This is a genomic window from Amycolatopsis sp. NPDC023774 (assembly GCF_040639695.1).
In the GTDB taxonomy this organism is placed as follows: domain Bacteria; phylum Actinomycetota; class Actinomycetes; order Mycobacteriales; family Pseudonocardiaceae; genus Amycolatopsis.
On sequence record NZ_JBFAAJ010000002.1, the window covers coordinates 463,435 to 480,458 of the forward strand.

Consider the following 17,024-nt stretch of genomic DNA (forward strand, 5'->3'; position numbering starts at 1 on the left):
ACGGACTCCTTGTTACGGAGGCCGTTAACAAACGCGTTCCGCACCACGGAACCACCAGGGCCCGGACACGGCACGATCACGATTCTCCTTGCCAGGAAACATTTCCGCGCCGGTGAGAGTCCACATCACCTTGAACACTCCCGTAGTTCGCCGTTGACACATCCCTGGGCGCGACCTATCGTCTCCCGCATCATTTACGGCTGTCAAGTCAGGTACTAAAGTTAAATAAATCCCCCCATCAACCCGCGGCACCCGTCCCCCTCCCGCACTCGCCGGTGAGTGTCGTGGTGCTGGGTGCCGCCCGGGCCGAGGAGCGCGGATGCGACCCGCTGCCACGTTCGACCAGATCCTCACCGAAACCCCGATGCCCCGCCGGGTCCTCGCGATAGCCGCGATCGGCGGCAGCGCGGTGATCTTCGACGGCTACGACCTGCAGTCCCTGTCCTACGCACTGCCCAAGATCGTCGCCGAATGGCACATCTCGCCCGTGCAGGCGGGGTGGCTGGCGTCCTTCACCTTCATCGGCCTGTTCCTCGGGGCCGTCGGCCTCGGCGCGCTCGGCGACCGCTTCGGGCGCAAACGCATGCTCGTGCTGGGCGTGTCCGTGTTCGCCGTTTTCATGGGCACGGCCGGGTTCGCAGGCGACTACACGCAGTTCGCGATCCTGCGGTTCTGCGCCGCGATCGGCATGGGCGGCGTGCTGCCCGCGACGATCGCCATGCTCGGCGAGTACGTGCCCCTGCGCCGGCGCGGCCGGATGACCGCCGTGTCCGCCGGCTGCTTCACGTTCGGCTTCGTGCTCGCCGCCGTCGCCGCGACACTGCTGGTGCCCGACTTCGGCTGGCGGCCGCTGTTCCACATCTCCTACGCGGCGCTGATCGTCGCGGCCCTGATCGCCTGGTTCGTGCCCGAAACGCCGCAGTTCCTCGCGACGCGCAGCCGGTACGACGAAGCGCTCGCGACCGTCAAGAAGGTCTTCCCGCTGATCTGGCCGGCGGCGCAGGCCGCCGACCCGGCCACGTTCTTCACCGGGCCGCGCACCGAGAACGGCAAGATCCAGCTGCGCACGCTGTGGTCCCCGCACTACCGCAACTCCACCTTCACACTCTCACTGCTCTACCTGTTCCTGCAGTTCGTGGTCTACGCGCTCGACTTCTGGATGGTGTCGCTGCTCGTGAAGCACGGCCTGTCGCTGGTCGGCAGCTACTCCTACGCGATCGAGCAGGCCGCCGCGGCCACGATCGGCGGGTTCGTGCTCGGCTGGGTGCTCGACCGCATGAACCAGTACGTGGCGCTCTCCATCGCGTTCGCCGCGGGCGGGGTGTGCCTCGTGCTCTTCGGGTTCGCCTCGTCGGTCGTCGCGCTGTACATCCTCAACGCGCTGGCCGGCGCGTTCATCATCGGCGGCCAGAACGTGGTGCACACGCTCGTGATGGCCACCTACGGCCCGGAGGCTCGCGCGACGGGTCTGGGCTGGGCCCTGGGCATCGGCCGCCTCGGCGGCCTGCTCGGCCCGCTCATCGGCGGTTACCTGCTCGCCGCTTCGCTGCCCTTCCCGGTGTACTTCCTGGTCTTCGCGGTGCCGGCGGTGCTGTGTTCGATCACCGTGGTGGTCCTGCGGGCCGTCAAGTCGCCGCAGCCGGCGCCCGTGGCGCGCCAGCTTGACCCAAAATACTAAGCTAAGTACATTACTTGAGTACTGTTAATTTGACCAGGAAGGCCACCATGCGCCTTGCCGTGCCCGACCTCGTCTCGAACTCCTACTTCCCCGCCATCGCGGCCGTGGAGCTCGGGTACCTTCGCGACGAGGGTCTCGACGTGGAGTGGGAGCTCCTGTTCCCCGTCACCGACGCAGCAATCGCCCTTCGCGAGGGGCGGATCGACTACCTCGCCGGGTGCGCCCACGCCCCGCTCTACGCCGACTCCACCTGGGGCGAGCAGAAGCTGCTGGCCGCGCTCGCGCAGAACATGTACTGGTTCCTCGTGGTGCGGCCCGACCTCGACGTCACCCGCGAAACGCTCGCCAAGCTCCACGACGTCCGCATCGGTGCCGCACCCGGCCCCGACCTCGGCCTGCGCCGGCTGCTCGAGGCCGAAGGCGTGGACCTGGCCGGGGCGGGCGTCACCATCGCCCCGGTCGCGGGCGTCGCCGGCGACGTCTCCTTCGGCGTCACGGCCGCCCAGGCCCTGGAAGAAGGCCGGATCGACGCCTTCTGGGCCAACGGCATGGGCACGGAGGTCGCCGTGCGGCGCGGTGTCGGCAAGGTCGTGGTGGACGCCCGCCGCGACGGCAGCGCCGCCTCGCTGTACACGTTCCCCGCGCTCATGACCACGGACCGCACGGCCGCGGAACGCCCGGACGAGGCGGCCGCCGTCACCCGCGGTGTGCTGCGGGCCCAGCGCGAGCTGCGCCGGGACCCGTCGCTGGCCACCCAGGTCGGCACCGCGCTGTTCCCGGAGATGGAGGCCGGCCTCATCGCCGGCCTGATCGAGCGGGACGGACCCTTCTACGAGCCGGCGATCTCCCCCGAGGCCGCGGCCGGGCTCGCCGGGTTCGCCCGCGCGGCCGGGCTCACCGACCGCGAGCTCGCCTACGACGACATAGTCGCCGCGGGCGCCCGCGAGCTGTGGCAGGCCCCGTGAAGATCGCCCTCGTCCAGATCGGCAGCCCCGAGGACGAGCCCGTCGCCGCCCGGTTCGACCGGGTGGCCGGGCTCGTCCGCTCGGCGGCCTCGGCCGACCTGATCGTGCTGCCCGAGCTGTGGGCCACCGGGTACTTCGCCTTCGACGACTACGCCCGCGACGCCGAACCGGCCGACGGACCGTCGCTGGCGCGCCTCGGTGAGCTCGCCCGCGAGACCGGCGCGTACCTGCACGGCGGCAGCTTCGTCGAGCGCCTGCCCGACGGTGCCCTGCGCAACACCGCCGTGCTGTTCGACCCGAGCGGCAAGCTCGTGCACAGCTACAGCAAGGTGCACGTGTTCGGCTACCAGTCGAAGGAAGCGCAGCTGCTCAAGCCCGGTGACCACGTGTCCGCGGTGGCGACGCCGTTCGGCGCGGTCGCCGGCACCACGTGTTACGACCTGCGCTTTCCTGAGCTGTGGCGCTGCCTCGTCGACGCCGGCGCGGAGATCGTGATCGTGCCGGCCGCGTGGCCCGCGGCGCGGCTCGCGCACTGGCGCCTGTTCACCACGGCGCGCGCCGTGGAGGACCAGGTGCTCGTGGTGGCGTGCAACGCCACCGGCACCCAGGGCGGGGTCGAGCTCGGCGGGCACAGCCGCGTCGTCGACCCGTGGGGCACCGTGCTCGCCGAAGCCGGCACCGAAGAGGGGATCACCTGGTGCGACGTCGATCCCGGCGTCGTCCCCGCCACGCGCGAGCAGTTCCCCGTGCTCGACGACCGGCTCCCCAGCTATCGCGAACTGACCATCCGAGGAGCGCACGCATGACCGCACTCACGTTCACCGTGGCCGGGACGGGCGAAACCGTCGCGGTCGCCGACTTCGACCTCGTGGTCGCGGGCTACACCGGCCGCGACGAGGCCGCCGTGAAGCACCACATCGACGAGCTCGCCGCCATCGGCGTGCCGCCGCCCGACTCCGTCCCGGCGTTCTACGAGCTCGACGCGGCACTGGCGACACAGGCCGCGGCCATCTCCGTGGACGGCACCAACACCTCCGGCGAGGTCGAGCCGGTGCTCGTGCGCGCGGGCGGCAAGCTCTACCTCACCGTGGGCTCCGACCACACCGACCGCGACATCGAGACCTCCAGCGTCAAGGACTCGAAGGCGGCCTGCCCGAAGCCGCTGGGCACCACCGTGATCCCGGTCGACAACCCCGACTGGGACGCGATCATCGCCGAATCCACTGTGGACGGCGTGCGCTACCAGTACGGACCCCTCAGTGCCCTGCGTTTCCCCACCGACGTGCTGGCCCTGCTCGGCGGCTCGGCCGAGCGCGACCTGGTGATGTTCTGCGGCACCCTGACGCTGCTCGACGGCAAGTTCGTGCCCGGGAAGGCCTGGACGCTGTCGCTGACCCTGCCCGGCGGCCCCGAGCTCACCCACGCCTACTCGGTGTCCTGACCCCTCGTACCCGGAGAGAGAGAAAACCCCCATGGCCAAACCGGAACACGAGTTCTTCCCCGCCAAGACGGTGGAGTTCACGCCCTGCGCGGGCGTCGTGCCGCAGCTGACCGAACGCATCCTCGCCGCGGACGGCGACAGCGGCGTCGCGACGCGCATCCTGCGCTTCGAGCCCGGCACGGACACCACCCCGAACGGCGTGCAGGTGCACGACTTCTGGGAAGAGGTCTACATCCTCGAAGGCTCGTTCCACGACACGCGCCTCGGTAAAACCTTCTCGGCCGGCGACTACGCCTGCCGCCCGCCGGGCATGGAGCACGGCCCATGGACGAGCGAGGAAGGCTGTCTGACGTTCGAGGTGCGCTACCGCGCGAGCTGAACCGTCCACAGCGGACACGAGAAAGGGCGCCCGGCCTCGGCCGGGCGCCCTTTCTCGTCTTCACGGCGCAGCGAGCACCATCTTTGTATTGGCGTGGAAACGGGGCGCCCGACGTTCGCCGGGCGCCCCGCGGTCTGTCTGCCTCGCTTACGCCTGCACGGTCTCCGTGCGGCCACCGAGGTCGTAGCCGGCCAGCGCGCCGTCCACGAGGGCCTCCGCGCGGGCGAAGTCGTAGATCTGGCTCATGCGCGACTTCACGAGGAAGGGCGCGCCGGCGTAGAACATCTCGTACTGCTGGTGGCGGCTCGCGAACTCCGAGCCGACGAGGTCCCACACGAGCTTGAGCAGCTTCACGCGCTCCACGGTCGGGTGACCCGGCGACTGCACGTACCGCTCGAAGTCGGCGCGCGCCTCGGGGTTCCCGAAGTCGGCGGCCGACGACGGCAGCTGGATCACGCCGCCGCCGACGAGGTCACGCACCAGGTGCAGCAGCTTCGGGTAGAAGTCCGACTGCAGCGTCATGGTCGCGTAGCACTCCTCGCGCCCGGGCCAGGCCACGCCCTTCTCGTCGAGTTCGCAGTTCTGCTCCTGCGCGTAGACGAGGCCGGACACCATCGCCGCGTGGGCGGCCAGCTCGCCGAGCACACCGCGCACCGGCGGGAACTTGTCCGAGCCGTTCATGCGCGCCACGCGCAGCGCGAGGCCCGCCAGCAGGTCCAGCTTCACGGAGAAGCGGATCTGGGCCTGGTTGTTGCCCAGCAGGTGGGCCGGCGTGCGGCTCCACTGGTCGCTGGTGATCTGGCGGTCGCGGAACACGAACACGTGCTCCCACGGCACGAAGACGTCGTCGAACACGATGAGCGAGTCGGTCTCGTCGAAGCGCGTGGCGAGCGGGTAGTCGTACACGCTCGTGGCGGCTTCGGCGTAACTGCGCCGCGAGTAGATCTTCAGGCCCTCGGCGCCGATCGGGACGGCGACGGAGATCGCCTGGTCCTCGTCACCCGGCTGCAGCGGCACGATGCAGCTGAGCACGAGGTAGTCGGAAATCGCCGCGCCCGTGCCGAGCATCTGCGCGCCGGCGATGACGATGCCGTCCTCGCGCTCCTCCTTGACACCCGCGTACAGGTGCGGGTCGGCCTGCTGGTGCGCGGGCTTGCTGCGGTCGATCTGCGGCGGCACGATCGCGTACGAGCAGTAGAGGTCGTTGTCGCGCACGTATTCGTAGAACTTGGTGACGTTGTCGGCGAAACGCTGCCCGCCCGCCGCGAAGACGTCGGCGCGGCCCGCCCAGCCGGCCAGGAAGCCCGCGACGTGCTCGGGCCCGCGGCCCATGAGGCCGAACGTCGCCTCGGCCGTCTTGCGCAGCGCGACGCGGCGGCGGCGCAGGTCGTCCTCGCCGCGCGGGATGAGGTAGGACAGGTTCACCGGCGCACCGGTGGTCGGGGACGGGAACGTCATCTCCGCGGCGTTGGCCGGGTCGTGCGCGAAGTCGTACACGCGCGCGATGGACTCGACGGCCCCCTTGAACGCGGGGTGCGCGGCGACGTCGGAGACGTATTCGCCGTCGACGAACACCCGCCGGTTGTCGCGCAGTCCTTCGACGTAGTCCTTGCCGGAACGCGTCACGCCGATTCCTCCAGTGCGATCGGTAGCGGCCGGGGCCGCGGGTGGTGGACTCCTGCTTGCAACTGCCGGTAGTTACCCCGGAAGTGCAGGAGCGGTTCGTGGTGCGGCAGCGCCGAGCTGAGCCCGATGCCGCCTACGGTGGCGATGAGCACGGCGTGCGTGCCCGCGTGCACGTCCTGGTTGATTTCGCAGTCCAGGAACGCGAGGGCGCCGGAGAGGGCCGGGCTGTGCCAGCCTTCGCGGCGGGTGAGCCATTCCTCGGGCAGGGCCTTGTCCGCGCCCGGGCGGGCGCAGTGGTCCGAGATTTCGCGAGCGGGCGAGCCGAGGATGTTGACGCCGAACCGGCGGGTCTCGGCGATGCGGTCGTACGTGCGGGTGGAACGGTTGACACAGACCAGGATCATGAGCGGATCGACCGACACCGACGAGAACGCGGTGGCGGTCATGCCGAGCGGGCGACCGGCCGCGTCCCAGAGGGTGATGACGTTGACGCTGGCCGCGAAAGAGCCGAGCGCCGCCTTGAATCCGCTGGGATCACTGTCCGCGGGGTGCAGAGCCATGGGGTGACCTCCTGGGCCAGAAGGCTAACAAGAATACCTTACTTTAGTCAACTAAAACCGTGCGACGTATGATCGCCGGGTTCGCTCGCCGCCGCGCTCGTCCGAGAGGAAACCCAGCCCCATGAACGACGCAATGCGCGCCTACACGAAGTGGGCCGACATCGGCGACGCCAAGCGCAGCCGCGAGTTCCAGGCGTACGTGAAGAACATCGCCGACGCGCGCTACGTGACCCGCCGCGTGCTGCGGATCGTGGACGAGCAGGCGAAGACCCACGGCCTGGAACCCCTGCTGCACCAGGCACTCCTGCAGGTGTACGGGTCCAACGAGGCCCGCGGCATCACCGTGAGCACACTGGCCGCCCGGCTCGACGTGGCCGCCGCGTTCGCCTCGCGCATGGTGCGCCGACTGGAGGAACTGGGCCTGGTGACGCGCGAGGCCTCGGAGAGCGACCGCCGCGCGACCAACGTCGTCGCCACCACCGCCGGCGCGGAGAAGCTCGCCGAGATCGACAACGAGGTGCACCACAGCGTCGCCTTCCTGCAGCACCAGCTGACCGAGGACGAACGCCTGTCGGCGCTGTCGATCTTCGCGTTCTACGTGGGCCTCGACCCCGACTCGGCTATCGCCGAAGCCATCCGCGCGGCCGCCGATTCCTCAGCCCTTCCCTGATATAGTGTCCTCAGGTCATTGACCTGAAGGTGTCATATTGACCGATGACGTCTTCGGCCGGCATCGGTCAACCGGGCACGGAAGGGACACGGTGGAGGACGAGACCGCCCAGCTACTCGCCCTGTGGGGCAAGGGAGCGGTCGCGTCGAGCGACCTCGACTTCGCCAACCATGTCAAGGCGATCGCCCACGCGCGGTTCGTGCTGCGCAAGATCCTGCGCCTGCTCGACGAGCAAGCCATCGCGGGTGGGCTGCAGCCGCTGCAGCACCAGGCGCTGCTGCAGATCTTCGGCGCCGAGGGGCCGCTGCCGGTGAACAAGGTCGCCGAGCGGCTCGACATCGCACCCGCGCTCGCGTCGCGGCTGATCCGCCAGCTCGAGGAGAAGGGGCTCGTGCACCGCGCCCGCATCCCCGACGACCGCCGGGTCATCGCCGTGCACGCGTCGGAAGCCGGCATCGAGGTGCTGCGCACCATCGACAACGCGGTGCACCACCACGTGAACCACTTCCAGCGCCAGCTCACCGACGAGGGCAAGTTCGGCGCGCTGGCCACGTTCTCCTTCTACCTGGGGCTGGACTCCGACCCCCGGCTGGCGCTGCTGCTCACCGCGGCCGGGCACCACGCGCACGCGCACCACCACTGAGGCTGGCCGAACCGCGAACGTGGGAAAGGGGCTCCGGCCCGGGTGCGTCCACACCGGACCGGAGCCCCTTGGTCTTCGTCAGTTCTGCGGGCGGTACCGCAGCAGGAACCCTTCGATCCCCGACACGAGCATGTTGATCACGAGCGCCACCAACCCGACCACCACCACGAGCCCGTAGACCTGGGCCGACTGGAAGTTCTGCTGCGCGGTTTCCATGAGCTTGCCCAGCCCGGACACCTGCGTGCTGATCTCGACCACGAGCACCAGCACCAGGGTCAGCGGCGCCGCGATCTTCACGCCCAGCAGCAGCCCCGGCACGATCGCTGGCAGGTGGATCTTGCGGAACGCCGCGAACTTCCCGAGCCGCAACGTCGAAGCCACGTCGGAGAGCACGACGTCGGCCGACTTCGCCGACTGGCGCACCTGCAGCAGCACGGGCCACAGGGCACCGAAGACCACAACGTAGAGCTTCATCGACTCGGTGTAGCCCACGAGCAGCACGGCGAGCGGCACGAGCGCGACGCCCGGCAGGAACCGGAAGTACTCCAGGATCGGGCCCAGCAGGCGTTCCGCCAGCGGCACGTGGCCGATCAGCAGGCCGAGCACCGCGCCGAGCACGGTGGCAGCCAGCAGCGACAGCACGAACGTCTCGAGCGTGGCGAGCAGTCCGTCGACCAGCGCGCCACCGGAGGTGAGCTCCCACGTCTGGCTGAACCAGGCGGCCGGCGGCGGGAAGAAGGTGCTCGAGCTGTCGCCGATCACCTGCCACAGCACGAGCACCAGGGCCAGCGGCAGCAGGCCGCGCAGGGGTGCGACCCCGGACTTGCGGGTTCTACGCGGCATCGTCGGCTCCCCTGGCGGCTTGACGGGCACCCGGCACGAACCGGAGTGTCCACACGAGAATGAAGTTGAGGACGATGCCGAGCACCCCGGTGAGCAGGATGTAGGAGAACATCGCCGCCGGGCGCAACGACTGCTGCTGCTCCACGAGCGCGTAGCCGATGCCCTCGGGATCACCCACGATCTCGGCGACGATGGCGAGCACCAGCGCGGCCGAGAGGCTCAGCCGCAGCGCCACCACGATCTTCGGCAGCGCCGTGGGCAGCGCGAACTTCACGACCTTGGCCACCGGCGAGAGACCGAGGCTGCGCGCGAGGTCCTGGTGGACCGGGTTCACGCCGCGCACACCGTCGATCGTGCTGATCGCCACGGGCCAGATCGCGACCCACGCGGCGATCACGATCTCCATCTCCACGGTCTGCGCCAGCAGGATCACCACGATCGGCACGAACGAGATCGCGGGCAGCGCGCGCAGCACCTCCACCGAGGCCATACCGTAGGTCCACGCGGGACGGACGAGCCCGAGCAGCAACCCGAGCAGCAGACCCAGCACCGAACCCAGCGCCCAGCCGCCGAGGCAGGCTTCCAGCGTGTGCGCGGTGTTCGTGAGCAGCTCGCCGGACGAAGCGAGGTCCACTGTGGACGACCAGATGTCCGACGGGGCCGGGATGTTGGCGTAGGGCAGCAGCCCGATCGATTTCACCAGCTGCCACAGCAGGATCACGGCCACCGGCACCGCGAACCCGATCAAGCGCCTCATTCGGCCCCTGCCTCGGATTCCGCCCGCAGCGCCTCGTACACGCGGTGGCGAGCGGCGAGGTAGGCCGGGAGCTCCTTCGTGGCCACCTGGTCGCGCGGGCGCGGCAGGTCGATGCGCAGCTCGCGCCCGACCGTGGCCGGGCGGCCGGCGAGCACGAGCACGCGGTCGGACAGGTACACGGCCTCGTCGATGTCGTGGGTCACGAACACGACCGTCGCGCCGGTGACCTCGGCGACCTTGAGCAGCTCGTCCTGAAGCTGCGCCTTGGTCATCGCGTCGAGCGCGCCGAAGGGCTCGTCCATCAGGAGCACCTCGGGGCGCATCACGAGCGAGCGCGCGATCTGCACGCGCTGCTGCATGCCACCCGAGAGCTGCCACGGGTAATCCTTGCCGCGGTCGGCGAGGCCGACCAGCTCGAGCGCCTCGCGGACGCGTTCGTCGCGTTCGGCCTTGCTGGTGCGGCCTTCCAGGCCCAGCGCGACGTTGCGCTCCACCGTGCGCCACTGCAGCAGCGACGCGGCGTAGTTCTGGAAGACGATGCCGACACCGGCGGGCGGGCCGGTGATCTCCTTCCCGCGGAACCGCACGGACGAGCCCTCCCCCGGGGAGAGGAGCCCGGCGAGGATCCGCAGCAGGGTCGTCTTCCCGGTGCCGGACGGCCCGAGAATGCTGAGGAACTCCCCTTGGGCACAGGAAAAACCGACGTCATCGAGCACCCGCAGCACCTTGTTGCGCGTGCGGTACTCGACGAAGAGCTTCGAACAGGAAAACGCATCCGCCGTCTCGGTGGCCGGCGCGGTGGCTTCTACGGTCACGGGATCGGGACCTCCTTCAGGGCTGGCGTTGGCCATGATGGGCGCCTAACCTTCCACACGTCAATGACTTGAGTAGTGCTTTTTGGTCTGCGATCCAGCCTTAACAAGGCCGTTACCAACGTTCTGAGCTGGACCATTGAGAGATTAGCTAACTTGAGTTACTGTCTCTGCTCAACTACTTCGGATAGTGAATATCTCCCCGATCCCCATCCCCCCACTCCCACGGAGGCGTCATGAGGGGCACCCGCATCACCACGCTGGCCACCGCACTCCTGGCAGCCGCGCTCGCTGTGTCCGCCTGCGGCGGTTCCGGCGGGTCCACGTCGTCGGCCGACGGCAAGATCCGCGTCGCCCTGAACAACACCAACGACTCGCTCGCGGTACTCGTGGCCGAGCAACAGGGATTTTTCGCCAAGCACGGCGTGAAGGGCGTTTCGACCACGACGCTCAACGACATCACGCTGGTGCCCTCACTGCTGGGCAAGCAGTACGACCTCGGGTTCAGCGTCGCGCCGATCATGCTGCGCGCGTCTTCGTCCGGCGTGCCGCTCGTGGCCGTGTCGGGCAACAACGGCGACTCGCCCGAGGACCAGAGTGTGCAGATCTTCGTGCGCCCGGACATCACAGACGTGAAACAGTTGCGAGGCAAGCGCATCGGCTCGCCCACACTCACCGGCAACATCAACATCGCCACGAAAGCGTGGCTGTCGAAGAACGGCGTGGACCCCGCGGGCGAGCAGTTCGTGCAGGTGCCGACGCCGAACATGATCGACGAGCTGAAGGCCGGCCAGGTCGACGCCGTCGAGGTGATCAACCCGTTCATCACGGTCGGCAAGCAGGCCGGGATGCGCAGCCTCGGCGACCCGGAGCGGGCGCTGAGCCCGAACTACCTCGGCGGCACGTACTGGATCGCGTCGAAGGACTGGACCGCGGCGAACCCCCAACTCGCCGACGGGTTCAAGGCGGCGCTGCAGGACGCGGCGCAGTGGATCAAGGCCAACAACGACAAGGCCTACACCGCTTTGGCCGCCTACACCAAGGTCACGCCCGAGCAGGCCAAGAAGTCACCGCTCGGCGAGTTCACCACCGAGGTCTCGCAGGACGACCTGAAGATCTGGGGCGACGCCATGAAGCAGTTCGGCGGCTTCGGCGGCACGGTCGACTACAGCAAGCTCGTCTACACCGGTTCGAAGTGACGGGAGCACGACAAGTGTCCACTGAGGACAAAACGGCGGCGGCGGTCACCTACCGCCCCGCGGAAACGCCGGAGTCCCTGCTCGACTTCCACGCGCCCGAGGGCGTGTCGTTGCGGTACTACGAGATCACCTCGCTCGACGGGCGCTGCGGGCCGGCCGCGCACCTGGTGCCGGCCGAGCCGCTGCCCGACGCGCCGCTCGTGCTGAGCGTGCACGGCAGCGGCGGCAGCATCGGCAGCCTGCCGGTGCGCACGCTCGCCCTCGGACTGAGCGGCCGCGGCGTGCCGGTGCTCGCGATCAACACCCGCCAGTCGGGCGACGCCGTGAACACCGACAACTTCTACGCCACCGTGCGTGACATCGAGGCCGCGTACTGGACGGCGCGGTCGCTGGGCTACTCGAAGATCGTGCTGCACGGGCACAGCCTGGGCACGTCGCAGGTCTCGTACTTCGCGGCCACGCATTGGCACCCGGAGACCTCGGGCATCGCGCTGACCGGGATGTTCGCGGACCTGCCGTGGAAGTCGCGCCACTTGCTGATCAACGACGAGGCCACTTACCGCGCGCTGACCGAGGAGGCCGTGGCGGCCGCGCAGGCCGGCGACTTCGGCCGCACACTGTCCACGCAGATGTCGTGGCTCGGCGGGCGCACGGTTCCGGTGACGGCGCAGCACTTCCTCACCTACCGGCGCACGGGCACCGCGGGCGCGCGCAGCATCGAGTGGATCGCCCGGGTGCCGAACCCGATTCTCATGGTGCGCGACCAGCACGACACCGTGATCCACGACTTCGAGCCCGGTTGGCTGGAGGCGGCGCTGGAGCAGGGCATCTCGCCGTCGGTCACGTCGGTGTCGCTGCCCTCGCCGGAAGGCACGGAGGGGCACCGCTTCGACGGCTCGGGCGAGTCGCTCGTGGACACCGTCGCCGGCTGGCTCGCGAAACTCGGCTGAAAGGAACTGACGAAGACATGGGACAGAGCGTGGTGGTCGTGGGTGCGGGTCCGGTGGGCGCGGTGTTCGCGCTCGCGGCCGCCCGGCGGGGGTTCGACGTGACGCTGCTGGAAGCGGAGCAGGCCGTCGAGGACGCCCCACGAGCCGCGACAGTGCACCCCTCCACCTTGGCGATGCTCGGTGAGCTGGGCCTGATGGACGACGTGGTCGCCCGCGGGCTCGTCGCGCGGTACTTCGACTTCTGGGACCGGCCGGAGCGCTCGCTCATCGCGCGGCTCGACCACGACGTGCTGCGCGACGTGACACCGTATCCGTTCGTGGTCCAGATCGAGCAGCACAAGATCGTGAACATGGTGCTGGAGCGGCTGTCCGGAGTGGACGTCCGGTTCGGCGCCGCGGTGACGGGCGTGACGCAGGACGCGGACTCCGCCACCGTGCACACGTCCGAGGGCCCGGTGACCGCCGACTACGTGATCGGCGCCGACGGCGGGCGCAGCACCGTGCGCAAGGCGCTCGGGATCGAGTTCGAGGGCTACACGTGGCCCGAGCGGTTCCTGGTGCTCACCACACTGTTCGACTTCCAGTCCGAACTGGACTGCAGTTACCGCAACTACTGGGCCGACCCGCGCGAGTGGGTCAACCTCTTCAAGGTGGCGGGCGACGACGGCAAGGGCCGCTGGCGCGCCGTCTTCCCCACCACCGTGGGCGAAACCGACGAGGAAGCCGTCGGTGACGAGGGCGCCCGCGCCCGGCTTTCGGGCCTGGCGCTCTCGGCGAACCCCGCGGATCAGCTCGTGCACCGCAAGCTGTACAATGTCCACCAGCGCGTGGCGGCCAGCTTCCGCTCCGGTCGCGTCTTCCTCGCCGGCGACGCCGCCCACGTCAACAACCCCATCGGCGGCCTCGGCCTCAACTGCGGCATCCACGACGCTGTCGAGCTGGCCGCCTCGCTGCACACCTTCGCCTCCTCGGCCGACGAGAAGGTGCTCGACCGCTACGACCTGCGCCGCCGCACGGTGAACATCGAATTCGTGCAGCAGCAGACCGTGACGAACAAGCGCCGCCTGGAGGAGAAGGACCCGGTGCGGCGGAAGGAACGCCTGGCGGAACTCGCGGCTCTCGGCGACGACCCGGTGCTGGAGCTGAAGTTCCTGATGAACTCGTCCCTGCTCAACAGTGTCGCGCGGGCCGAGTCCCTCGGCTGAGTCTCGACGGCGGGCTCGTTGACTGCGGCGACGAAGGTGCTTACGCGCTTTCGTCGCCGTAGCCGTATTCGAAGACGTCGCCGGGGAGCTTGTCACGCGACCGGCCCGAGTTCCTCATCGCGGTGACCGTTCGAGTAGGCGGGTTTTCCTGCGGTAGCCGGGCGACCATCCCCAACCGCCCAAGAACGGGCGCGCTCATCACCTTGCCGCGGCGGCCAACCGTCCGAGCGTGGCGAAACGGGAGTGTCAGCCGAGGCGGATGCCGGCGAGCTGGGTGCCCTGGGCGACCAGCTTGCCGGTGCTGTCCCAGACGTGGCAGGACTCGTCGACGCGGCCGTCGGTGATGAGGTGGGCGCGGTGGAGCACGCGGAGCGGGCCGGGGGCCGGGCGGGCGCGGACGTAGGCCGTGAGCTCGAGCGTGGGTACCCAGCCGCTCGCGGAGACGTCGAACGTCGCCGGCGGGAAAGCGTCGACCGCGAACAGGAGGCTGACCGGGTCGAAGGGTTCGCCGCCGGGCAGGGCGAGGCGGCCCAGGAGCTCGCCGCGGCCGGAGGGGCCTTCGGTGAAGACCCGGGCGCCGGCGGGGTCGAGGCGCACCTCGACCTCGTCCATGATGGCCACCGGCAGGCCGAGCGGCGTGGTGCCCGGGACGCGGAACGGGGACTCGACGTCCGGGCGCGGGTCCGGCAGGCCGTCCTGCCAGTACACCTCCCCTTCGGTGAGCGTGCCGACGGTCAGCAGGGCCTCGACGGCGGTCTTGCCGTTCTGGACGAGGCGCCCGCGCACCTGGCTCGAACCGCGGCCGGTGCGCAGCGTCTCGATCTCGACCTCGGCCGGGCCCGGGTCGGGTGAGCGCAGGTAGTGGGCGCTGGCGGCGAGCACGTCGGAGTGCTCGCGCTCGGTGACGGCGGCGCGCGCGATCAACGCGAGCAGGTAGCCGCCGTTGGGCTTGCCGCCGATGGTCCACTGCGGGCTGATGTCCGCGTCGAAACCACCGGGCGACCGCCGTTTGACGGCGGACACCGCGGCGAAGGTCGTCGTGCTCACCGGGACCGCCTCCTCGCCGGGCAGAGGGTTGTTCCGCGCAACTTAGCTCGCCCGGTCCCTGCGCGCCCGTCGAGTGAGACGGAGACCACCCTCGTCAGAACCCGTACAACCCGGCCGGGTTGTCGACCAGGATCCGCCGGCCCACGTCCGGGCCGGTCCAGTCGAGCAGCCGGGCCAGCGCCCGCGCGTCGTCGATCGGCTCGAACGGCTCGACGCTCAGGCGGTTGCCCGGAGTGCGTGGCCGGCCACCGGTGTGGGGCCAGTCGGTGCCCCACAACAACCGGTCCGGAGCGGCGGCGGCCAAAGCCTCCACGAGCGGCCCGACGTCGGCGTGGTCGACAGCAGTGGAAATCCGGCGCGGCGCAGAGAGCTTCACGTACGCCGCACCGGATCGCAGGAGGTCGGTCAGCTCGGGCAACCCGGGCCGGCCGAGGTCGGGAGAAGCGAGCGCGAAGTGGTCGAGGACGACCGGCACCGGCAGGCGCGCGAGGTCGTCGGCCAGCGCCGCGACCACGGACAGCTCCGTGAACACCTGCAGGTGCCAGCCGAGGTCCGCGATGGCCGCCGCGGTCGCGCGCAGCGGCGCCAGGGCCACGGCCGGGTCGTCGACCGCGAACGTCGCCAGGTTCACCCGCGCCCCGCGCACCCCCAGCGCATGCCACTCTCCCAGCGGCGCCGAAGCAGCGGGGTCGAACACCACGACACCCCGCGCCCGGTCACCCCGGACGCGCAGCTGCGCGAGCAGGCACGAGTTGTCCGTGCCGTACGGGCTCGGCTGCACGAGCACCGCCCGGCTCACGCCGAGCCGCCAGTGCAGCTCGTCCAGCTGCTCGCCGCCGGCCGGGCCGGGCGTATAGGCCCGGTCCGCGGAGTACGGGAACCGCGGGTCGAAGACGTGCACGTGACAGTCGCACGAACCGGAGGGCACCACCGTCACCGCACGGCGCCCGCGAACTCGGACAGCCGGGCCAGCACGCCGCCGTCCACGGACACGCCGTCGCGCAGCTGCCGGTGGTAGCGCGCGAGCTCGAACTCACCGGGCAGCCGCACCGGCTGCGCGGGGTCCGCGGGCGGCGTCGTGTGCAGGATGGAAGCGAAGTCGTCCATCCGGGAAACCAGTTCGGGGCCGGGCACGAGCTTCGCCGTGTCGATCAGGAAGAACACGTGGCCCAGGTTCTGCGGCCGCTCCGGATCGACGCTCCACGAGCTGATGCGCGTGAGGTAGCCGGCGCCCGAGAGCACGCCGGCGAACAGGTCGACCATTACCGACAGGCCGTAACCCTTGTGCCCGCCCAGCGGCTGCAGGAACCCGGCCAACGCCGCCTCGGGGTCGGTCGTCGGCTTGCCGTCGCGGTCGGTGGCCCAGGTGTCCGGAATGGACTCCCCCGCCGCCGCGGCAGCGCGGATCTTCGCCCGCGCCGCCACGCTCATCGCGATGTCCAGCAGCACCGGGTCGCCGCCGGGCGTGGGCACGCCGATGCCGAGCGGGTTGTTGCCCAGCCGCGCCTCGCGGCCGCCCCACGGCGCGATGGTGGTGGTCGCGTTGCTCGCGATGATCGCCGCGAACCCCTGCTCCGCCGCGCGGAACAGGTACGGCATCACCGGACCGAAGTGGTTGCTGCCGCGGACGAAGGCCGCACCCAGGCCGGTCGCGCGGGCCGACGCGATCGCCGCGTCCAGCGCGTGCGAGCCGACCAGCGGGCCGATGCCGTTGGCACCGTCCACTCGCGACAACGCCGGCGCGACCTGGTCCACTGCCACCTTCGCGTGGAGGTCGACGCCCCCGAGGCGCGCGCGGTCGAGGTACTGCGGGATCCGCGCGACGCCGTGCGTGCGGATGCCGAAGAGGTCGGCGAGCACCAGCACGTCGGCGACGCGCGCGGAGTCCGCTTCGGACATCCCGTTCCCCACCAGCGCACGGGCCGCCAGCCCGCGCAGGTCCTCGGCGGTGATCTGGGTGTCGCCGGTCATCGGTGGTCTTCTCCTTCGGTGAGGTCGAACTCGGTGGTCGCGGCGAGGTCTTCGCCGAACCACGAACGGATCCCGGCTCGCCGGGTGTCGGTGTAGACAGGACGGCCGTGCCACAGCATCGGCACGTCGTGGCCCGGCACGAGCAGCGTGTCCGGGTGTTCCCGCCACAGGGTGAGGATCTTGCGCACGGACGCGGGCTCGCGTCGCGGTCGAGCGTCATGTCGACCTCGCCGCCCAGCAGCTCCGCGCGGTTCTTCGCCGCGTCGCCGCTGAACAGC

19 protein-coding genes are annotated in these 17,024 nt (G+C 70.1%); 10 read left to right on the top strand and 9 right to left on the bottom strand.

Annotated elements, in window-relative coordinates:
• Window positions 1–319: 319 nt before the first annotated feature.
• Genes AB0F91_RS08280 through AB0F91_RS08300 form a run of 5 tightly spaced genes read left to right on the top strand, consistent with a single transcriptional unit; the run spans window position 320 to window position 4,463 of the window.
• Window positions 320–1,678 carry an MFS transporter gene (locus AB0F91_RS08280; RefSeq protein WP_360595886.1) on the top strand — a complete coding sequence of 453 codons (1,359 nt, stop codon included), beginning with the start codon at window positions 320–322 and terminating at the stop codon, window positions 1,676–1,678.
• Between the two features lie 47 nt (window positions 1,679–1,725).
• On the top strand, window positions 1,726–2,643 hold the full coding sequence (locus AB0F91_RS08285) for an ABC transporter substrate-binding protein (protein ID WP_360595888.1): 918 nt from the start codon (window positions 1,726–1,728) through the stop codon (window positions 2,641–2,643).
• Window positions 2,640–3,449: a carbon-nitrogen family hydrolase gene (locus AB0F91_RS08290; RefSeq protein ID WP_360595889.1), complete on the top strand. Its 810-nt coding sequence runs from the start codon at window positions 2,640–2,642 to the stop codon at window positions 3,447–3,449. Before AB0F91_RS08285 ends, AB0F91_RS08290 begins: the two co-directional genes overlap by 4 nt.
• Window positions 3,446–4,084, top strand: coding sequence for a DUF2848 family protein (locus tag AB0F91_RS08295; RefSeq protein ID WP_360595890.1), 639 nt, complete (start codon window positions 3,446–3,448; stop codon window positions 4,082–4,084). Before AB0F91_RS08290 ends, AB0F91_RS08295 begins: the two co-directional genes overlap by 4 nt.
• Window positions 4,085–4,115: 31 nt before the next feature.
• Window positions 4,116–4,463 carry a cupin domain-containing protein gene (locus AB0F91_RS08300; protein WP_220239106.1) on the top strand — a complete coding sequence of 116 codons (348 nt, stop codon included), beginning with the start codon at window positions 4,116–4,118 and terminating at the stop codon, window positions 4,461–4,463.
• Between the two features lie 147 nt (window positions 4,464–4,610).
• Here the strand turns inward: AB0F91_RS08300 and AB0F91_RS08305 are convergent, their stop codons facing one another.
• Both AB0F91_RS08305 and AB0F91_RS08310 read right to left on the bottom strand, forming a co-directional pair.
• Window positions 4,611–6,089, bottom strand: a complete 1,479-nt coding sequence (locus AB0F91_RS08305) for a 4-hydroxyphenylacetate 3-hydroxylase N-terminal domain-containing protein (protein ID WP_360595892.1) — start codon at window positions 6,087–6,089, stop codon at window positions 4,611–4,613.
• Window positions 6,086–6,649 carry a flavin reductase family protein gene (locus AB0F91_RS08310; protein WP_360595894.1) on the bottom strand — a complete coding sequence of 188 codons (564 nt, stop codon included), beginning with the start codon at window positions 6,647–6,649 and terminating at the stop codon, window positions 6,086–6,088. Before AB0F91_RS08310 ends, AB0F91_RS08305 begins: the two co-directional genes overlap by 4 nt.
• A 121-nt stretch (window positions 6,650–6,770) precedes the next feature.
• Here AB0F91_RS08310 and AB0F91_RS08315 point away from each other — a divergent pair, with 121 nt between their 5' ends.
• A complete protein-coding gene (locus AB0F91_RS08315; protein WP_360595896.1) occupies window positions 6,771–7,319 on the top strand; it encodes a MarR family transcriptional regulator in 549 nt (182 codons plus the stop codon).
• Between the two features lie 91 nt (window positions 7,320–7,410).
• Window positions 7,411–7,962, top strand: coding sequence for a MarR family transcriptional regulator (locus tag AB0F91_RS08320; RefSeq protein WP_360595897.1), 552 nt, complete (start codon window positions 7,411–7,413; stop codon window positions 7,960–7,962).
• Window positions 7,963–8,040: 78 nt separating this feature from the next.
• Here AB0F91_RS08320 and AB0F91_RS08325 read toward each other — a convergent pair whose 3' ends face one another.
• Genes AB0F91_RS08325 through AB0F91_RS08335 form a run of 3 tightly spaced genes read right to left on the bottom strand, consistent with a single transcriptional unit; the run spans window position 8,041 to window position 10,377 of the window.
• Entirely contained in the window at window positions 8,041–8,805 is a 765-nt protein-coding gene (locus AB0F91_RS08325; protein ID WP_360595899.1) for an ABC transporter permease subunit, read from the bottom strand.
• Window positions 8,795–9,562 (bottom strand): ABC transporter permease subunit, encoded by a 768-nt coding sequence (locus tag AB0F91_RS08330; protein ID WP_360595901.1) that lies wholly within the window; start codon window positions 9,560–9,562, stop codon window positions 8,795–8,797. The genes AB0F91_RS08325 and AB0F91_RS08330 overlap by 11 nt, the downstream gene beginning before the upstream one ends.
• Window positions 9,559–10,377, bottom strand: coding sequence for an ABC transporter ATP-binding protein (locus AB0F91_RS08335; protein ID WP_360595902.1), 819 nt, complete (start codon window positions 10,375–10,377; stop codon window positions 9,559–9,561). The genes AB0F91_RS08330 and AB0F91_RS08335 overlap by 4 nt, the downstream gene beginning before the upstream one ends.
• A 233-nt stretch (window positions 10,378–10,610) precedes the next feature.
• Here AB0F91_RS08335 and AB0F91_RS08340 point away from each other — a divergent pair, with 233 nt between their 5' ends.
• The 3 genes from AB0F91_RS08340 to AB0F91_RS08350 are packed head-to-tail and all read left to right on the top strand — an operon-like array spanning window position 10,611 to window position 13,728.
• A complete protein-coding gene (locus AB0F91_RS08340; RefSeq protein WP_360595904.1) occupies window positions 10,611–11,573 on the top strand; it encodes an ABC transporter substrate-binding protein in 963 nt (320 codons plus the stop codon).
• A gap of 14 nt (window positions 11,574–11,587) precedes the next feature.
• A complete protein-coding gene (locus AB0F91_RS08345) occupies window positions 11,588–12,523 on the top strand; it encodes an alpha/beta fold hydrolase (RefSeq protein WP_360595906.1) in 936 nt (311 codons plus the stop codon).
• A 17-nt stretch (window positions 12,524–12,540) separates the two neighbouring features.
• A complete protein-coding gene (locus AB0F91_RS08350) occupies window positions 12,541–13,728 on the top strand; it encodes an NAD(P)/FAD-dependent oxidoreductase (protein ID WP_360595908.1) in 1,188 nt (395 codons plus the stop codon).
• Between the two features lie 246 nt (window positions 13,729–13,974).
• Here the strand turns inward: AB0F91_RS08350 and AB0F91_RS08355 are convergent, their stop codons facing one another.
• The 4 genes from AB0F91_RS08355 to AB0F91_RS08370 all read right to left on the bottom strand — a co-directional run bounded on the left by AB0F91_RS08355 (window position 13,975) and on the right by AB0F91_RS08370 (window position 16,934).
• Window positions 13,975–14,775 carry a thioesterase family protein gene (locus AB0F91_RS08355; protein WP_360595910.1) on the bottom strand — a complete coding sequence of 267 codons (801 nt, stop codon included), beginning with the start codon at window positions 14,773–14,775 and terminating at the stop codon, window positions 13,975–13,977.
• Between the two features lie 94 nt (window positions 14,776–14,869).
• On the bottom strand, window positions 14,870–15,703 hold the full coding sequence (locus tag AB0F91_RS08360) for an amidohydrolase family protein (protein ID WP_360595912.1): 834 nt from the start codon (window positions 15,701–15,703) through the stop codon (window positions 14,870–14,872).
• A gap of 5 nt (window positions 15,704–15,708) precedes the next feature.
• Entirely contained in the window at window positions 15,709–16,746 is a 1,038-nt protein-coding gene (locus AB0F91_RS08365; RefSeq protein WP_360595914.1) for an Ldh family oxidoreductase, read from the bottom strand.
• Window positions 16,743–16,934 carry a hypothetical protein gene (locus tag AB0F91_RS08370; RefSeq protein WP_360595915.1) on the bottom strand — a complete coding sequence of 64 codons (192 nt, stop codon included), beginning with the start codon at window positions 16,932–16,934 and terminating at the stop codon, window positions 16,743–16,745. Before AB0F91_RS08370 ends, AB0F91_RS08365 begins: the two co-directional genes overlap by 4 nt.
• Window positions 16,935–17,024: the final 90 nt, after the last annotated feature.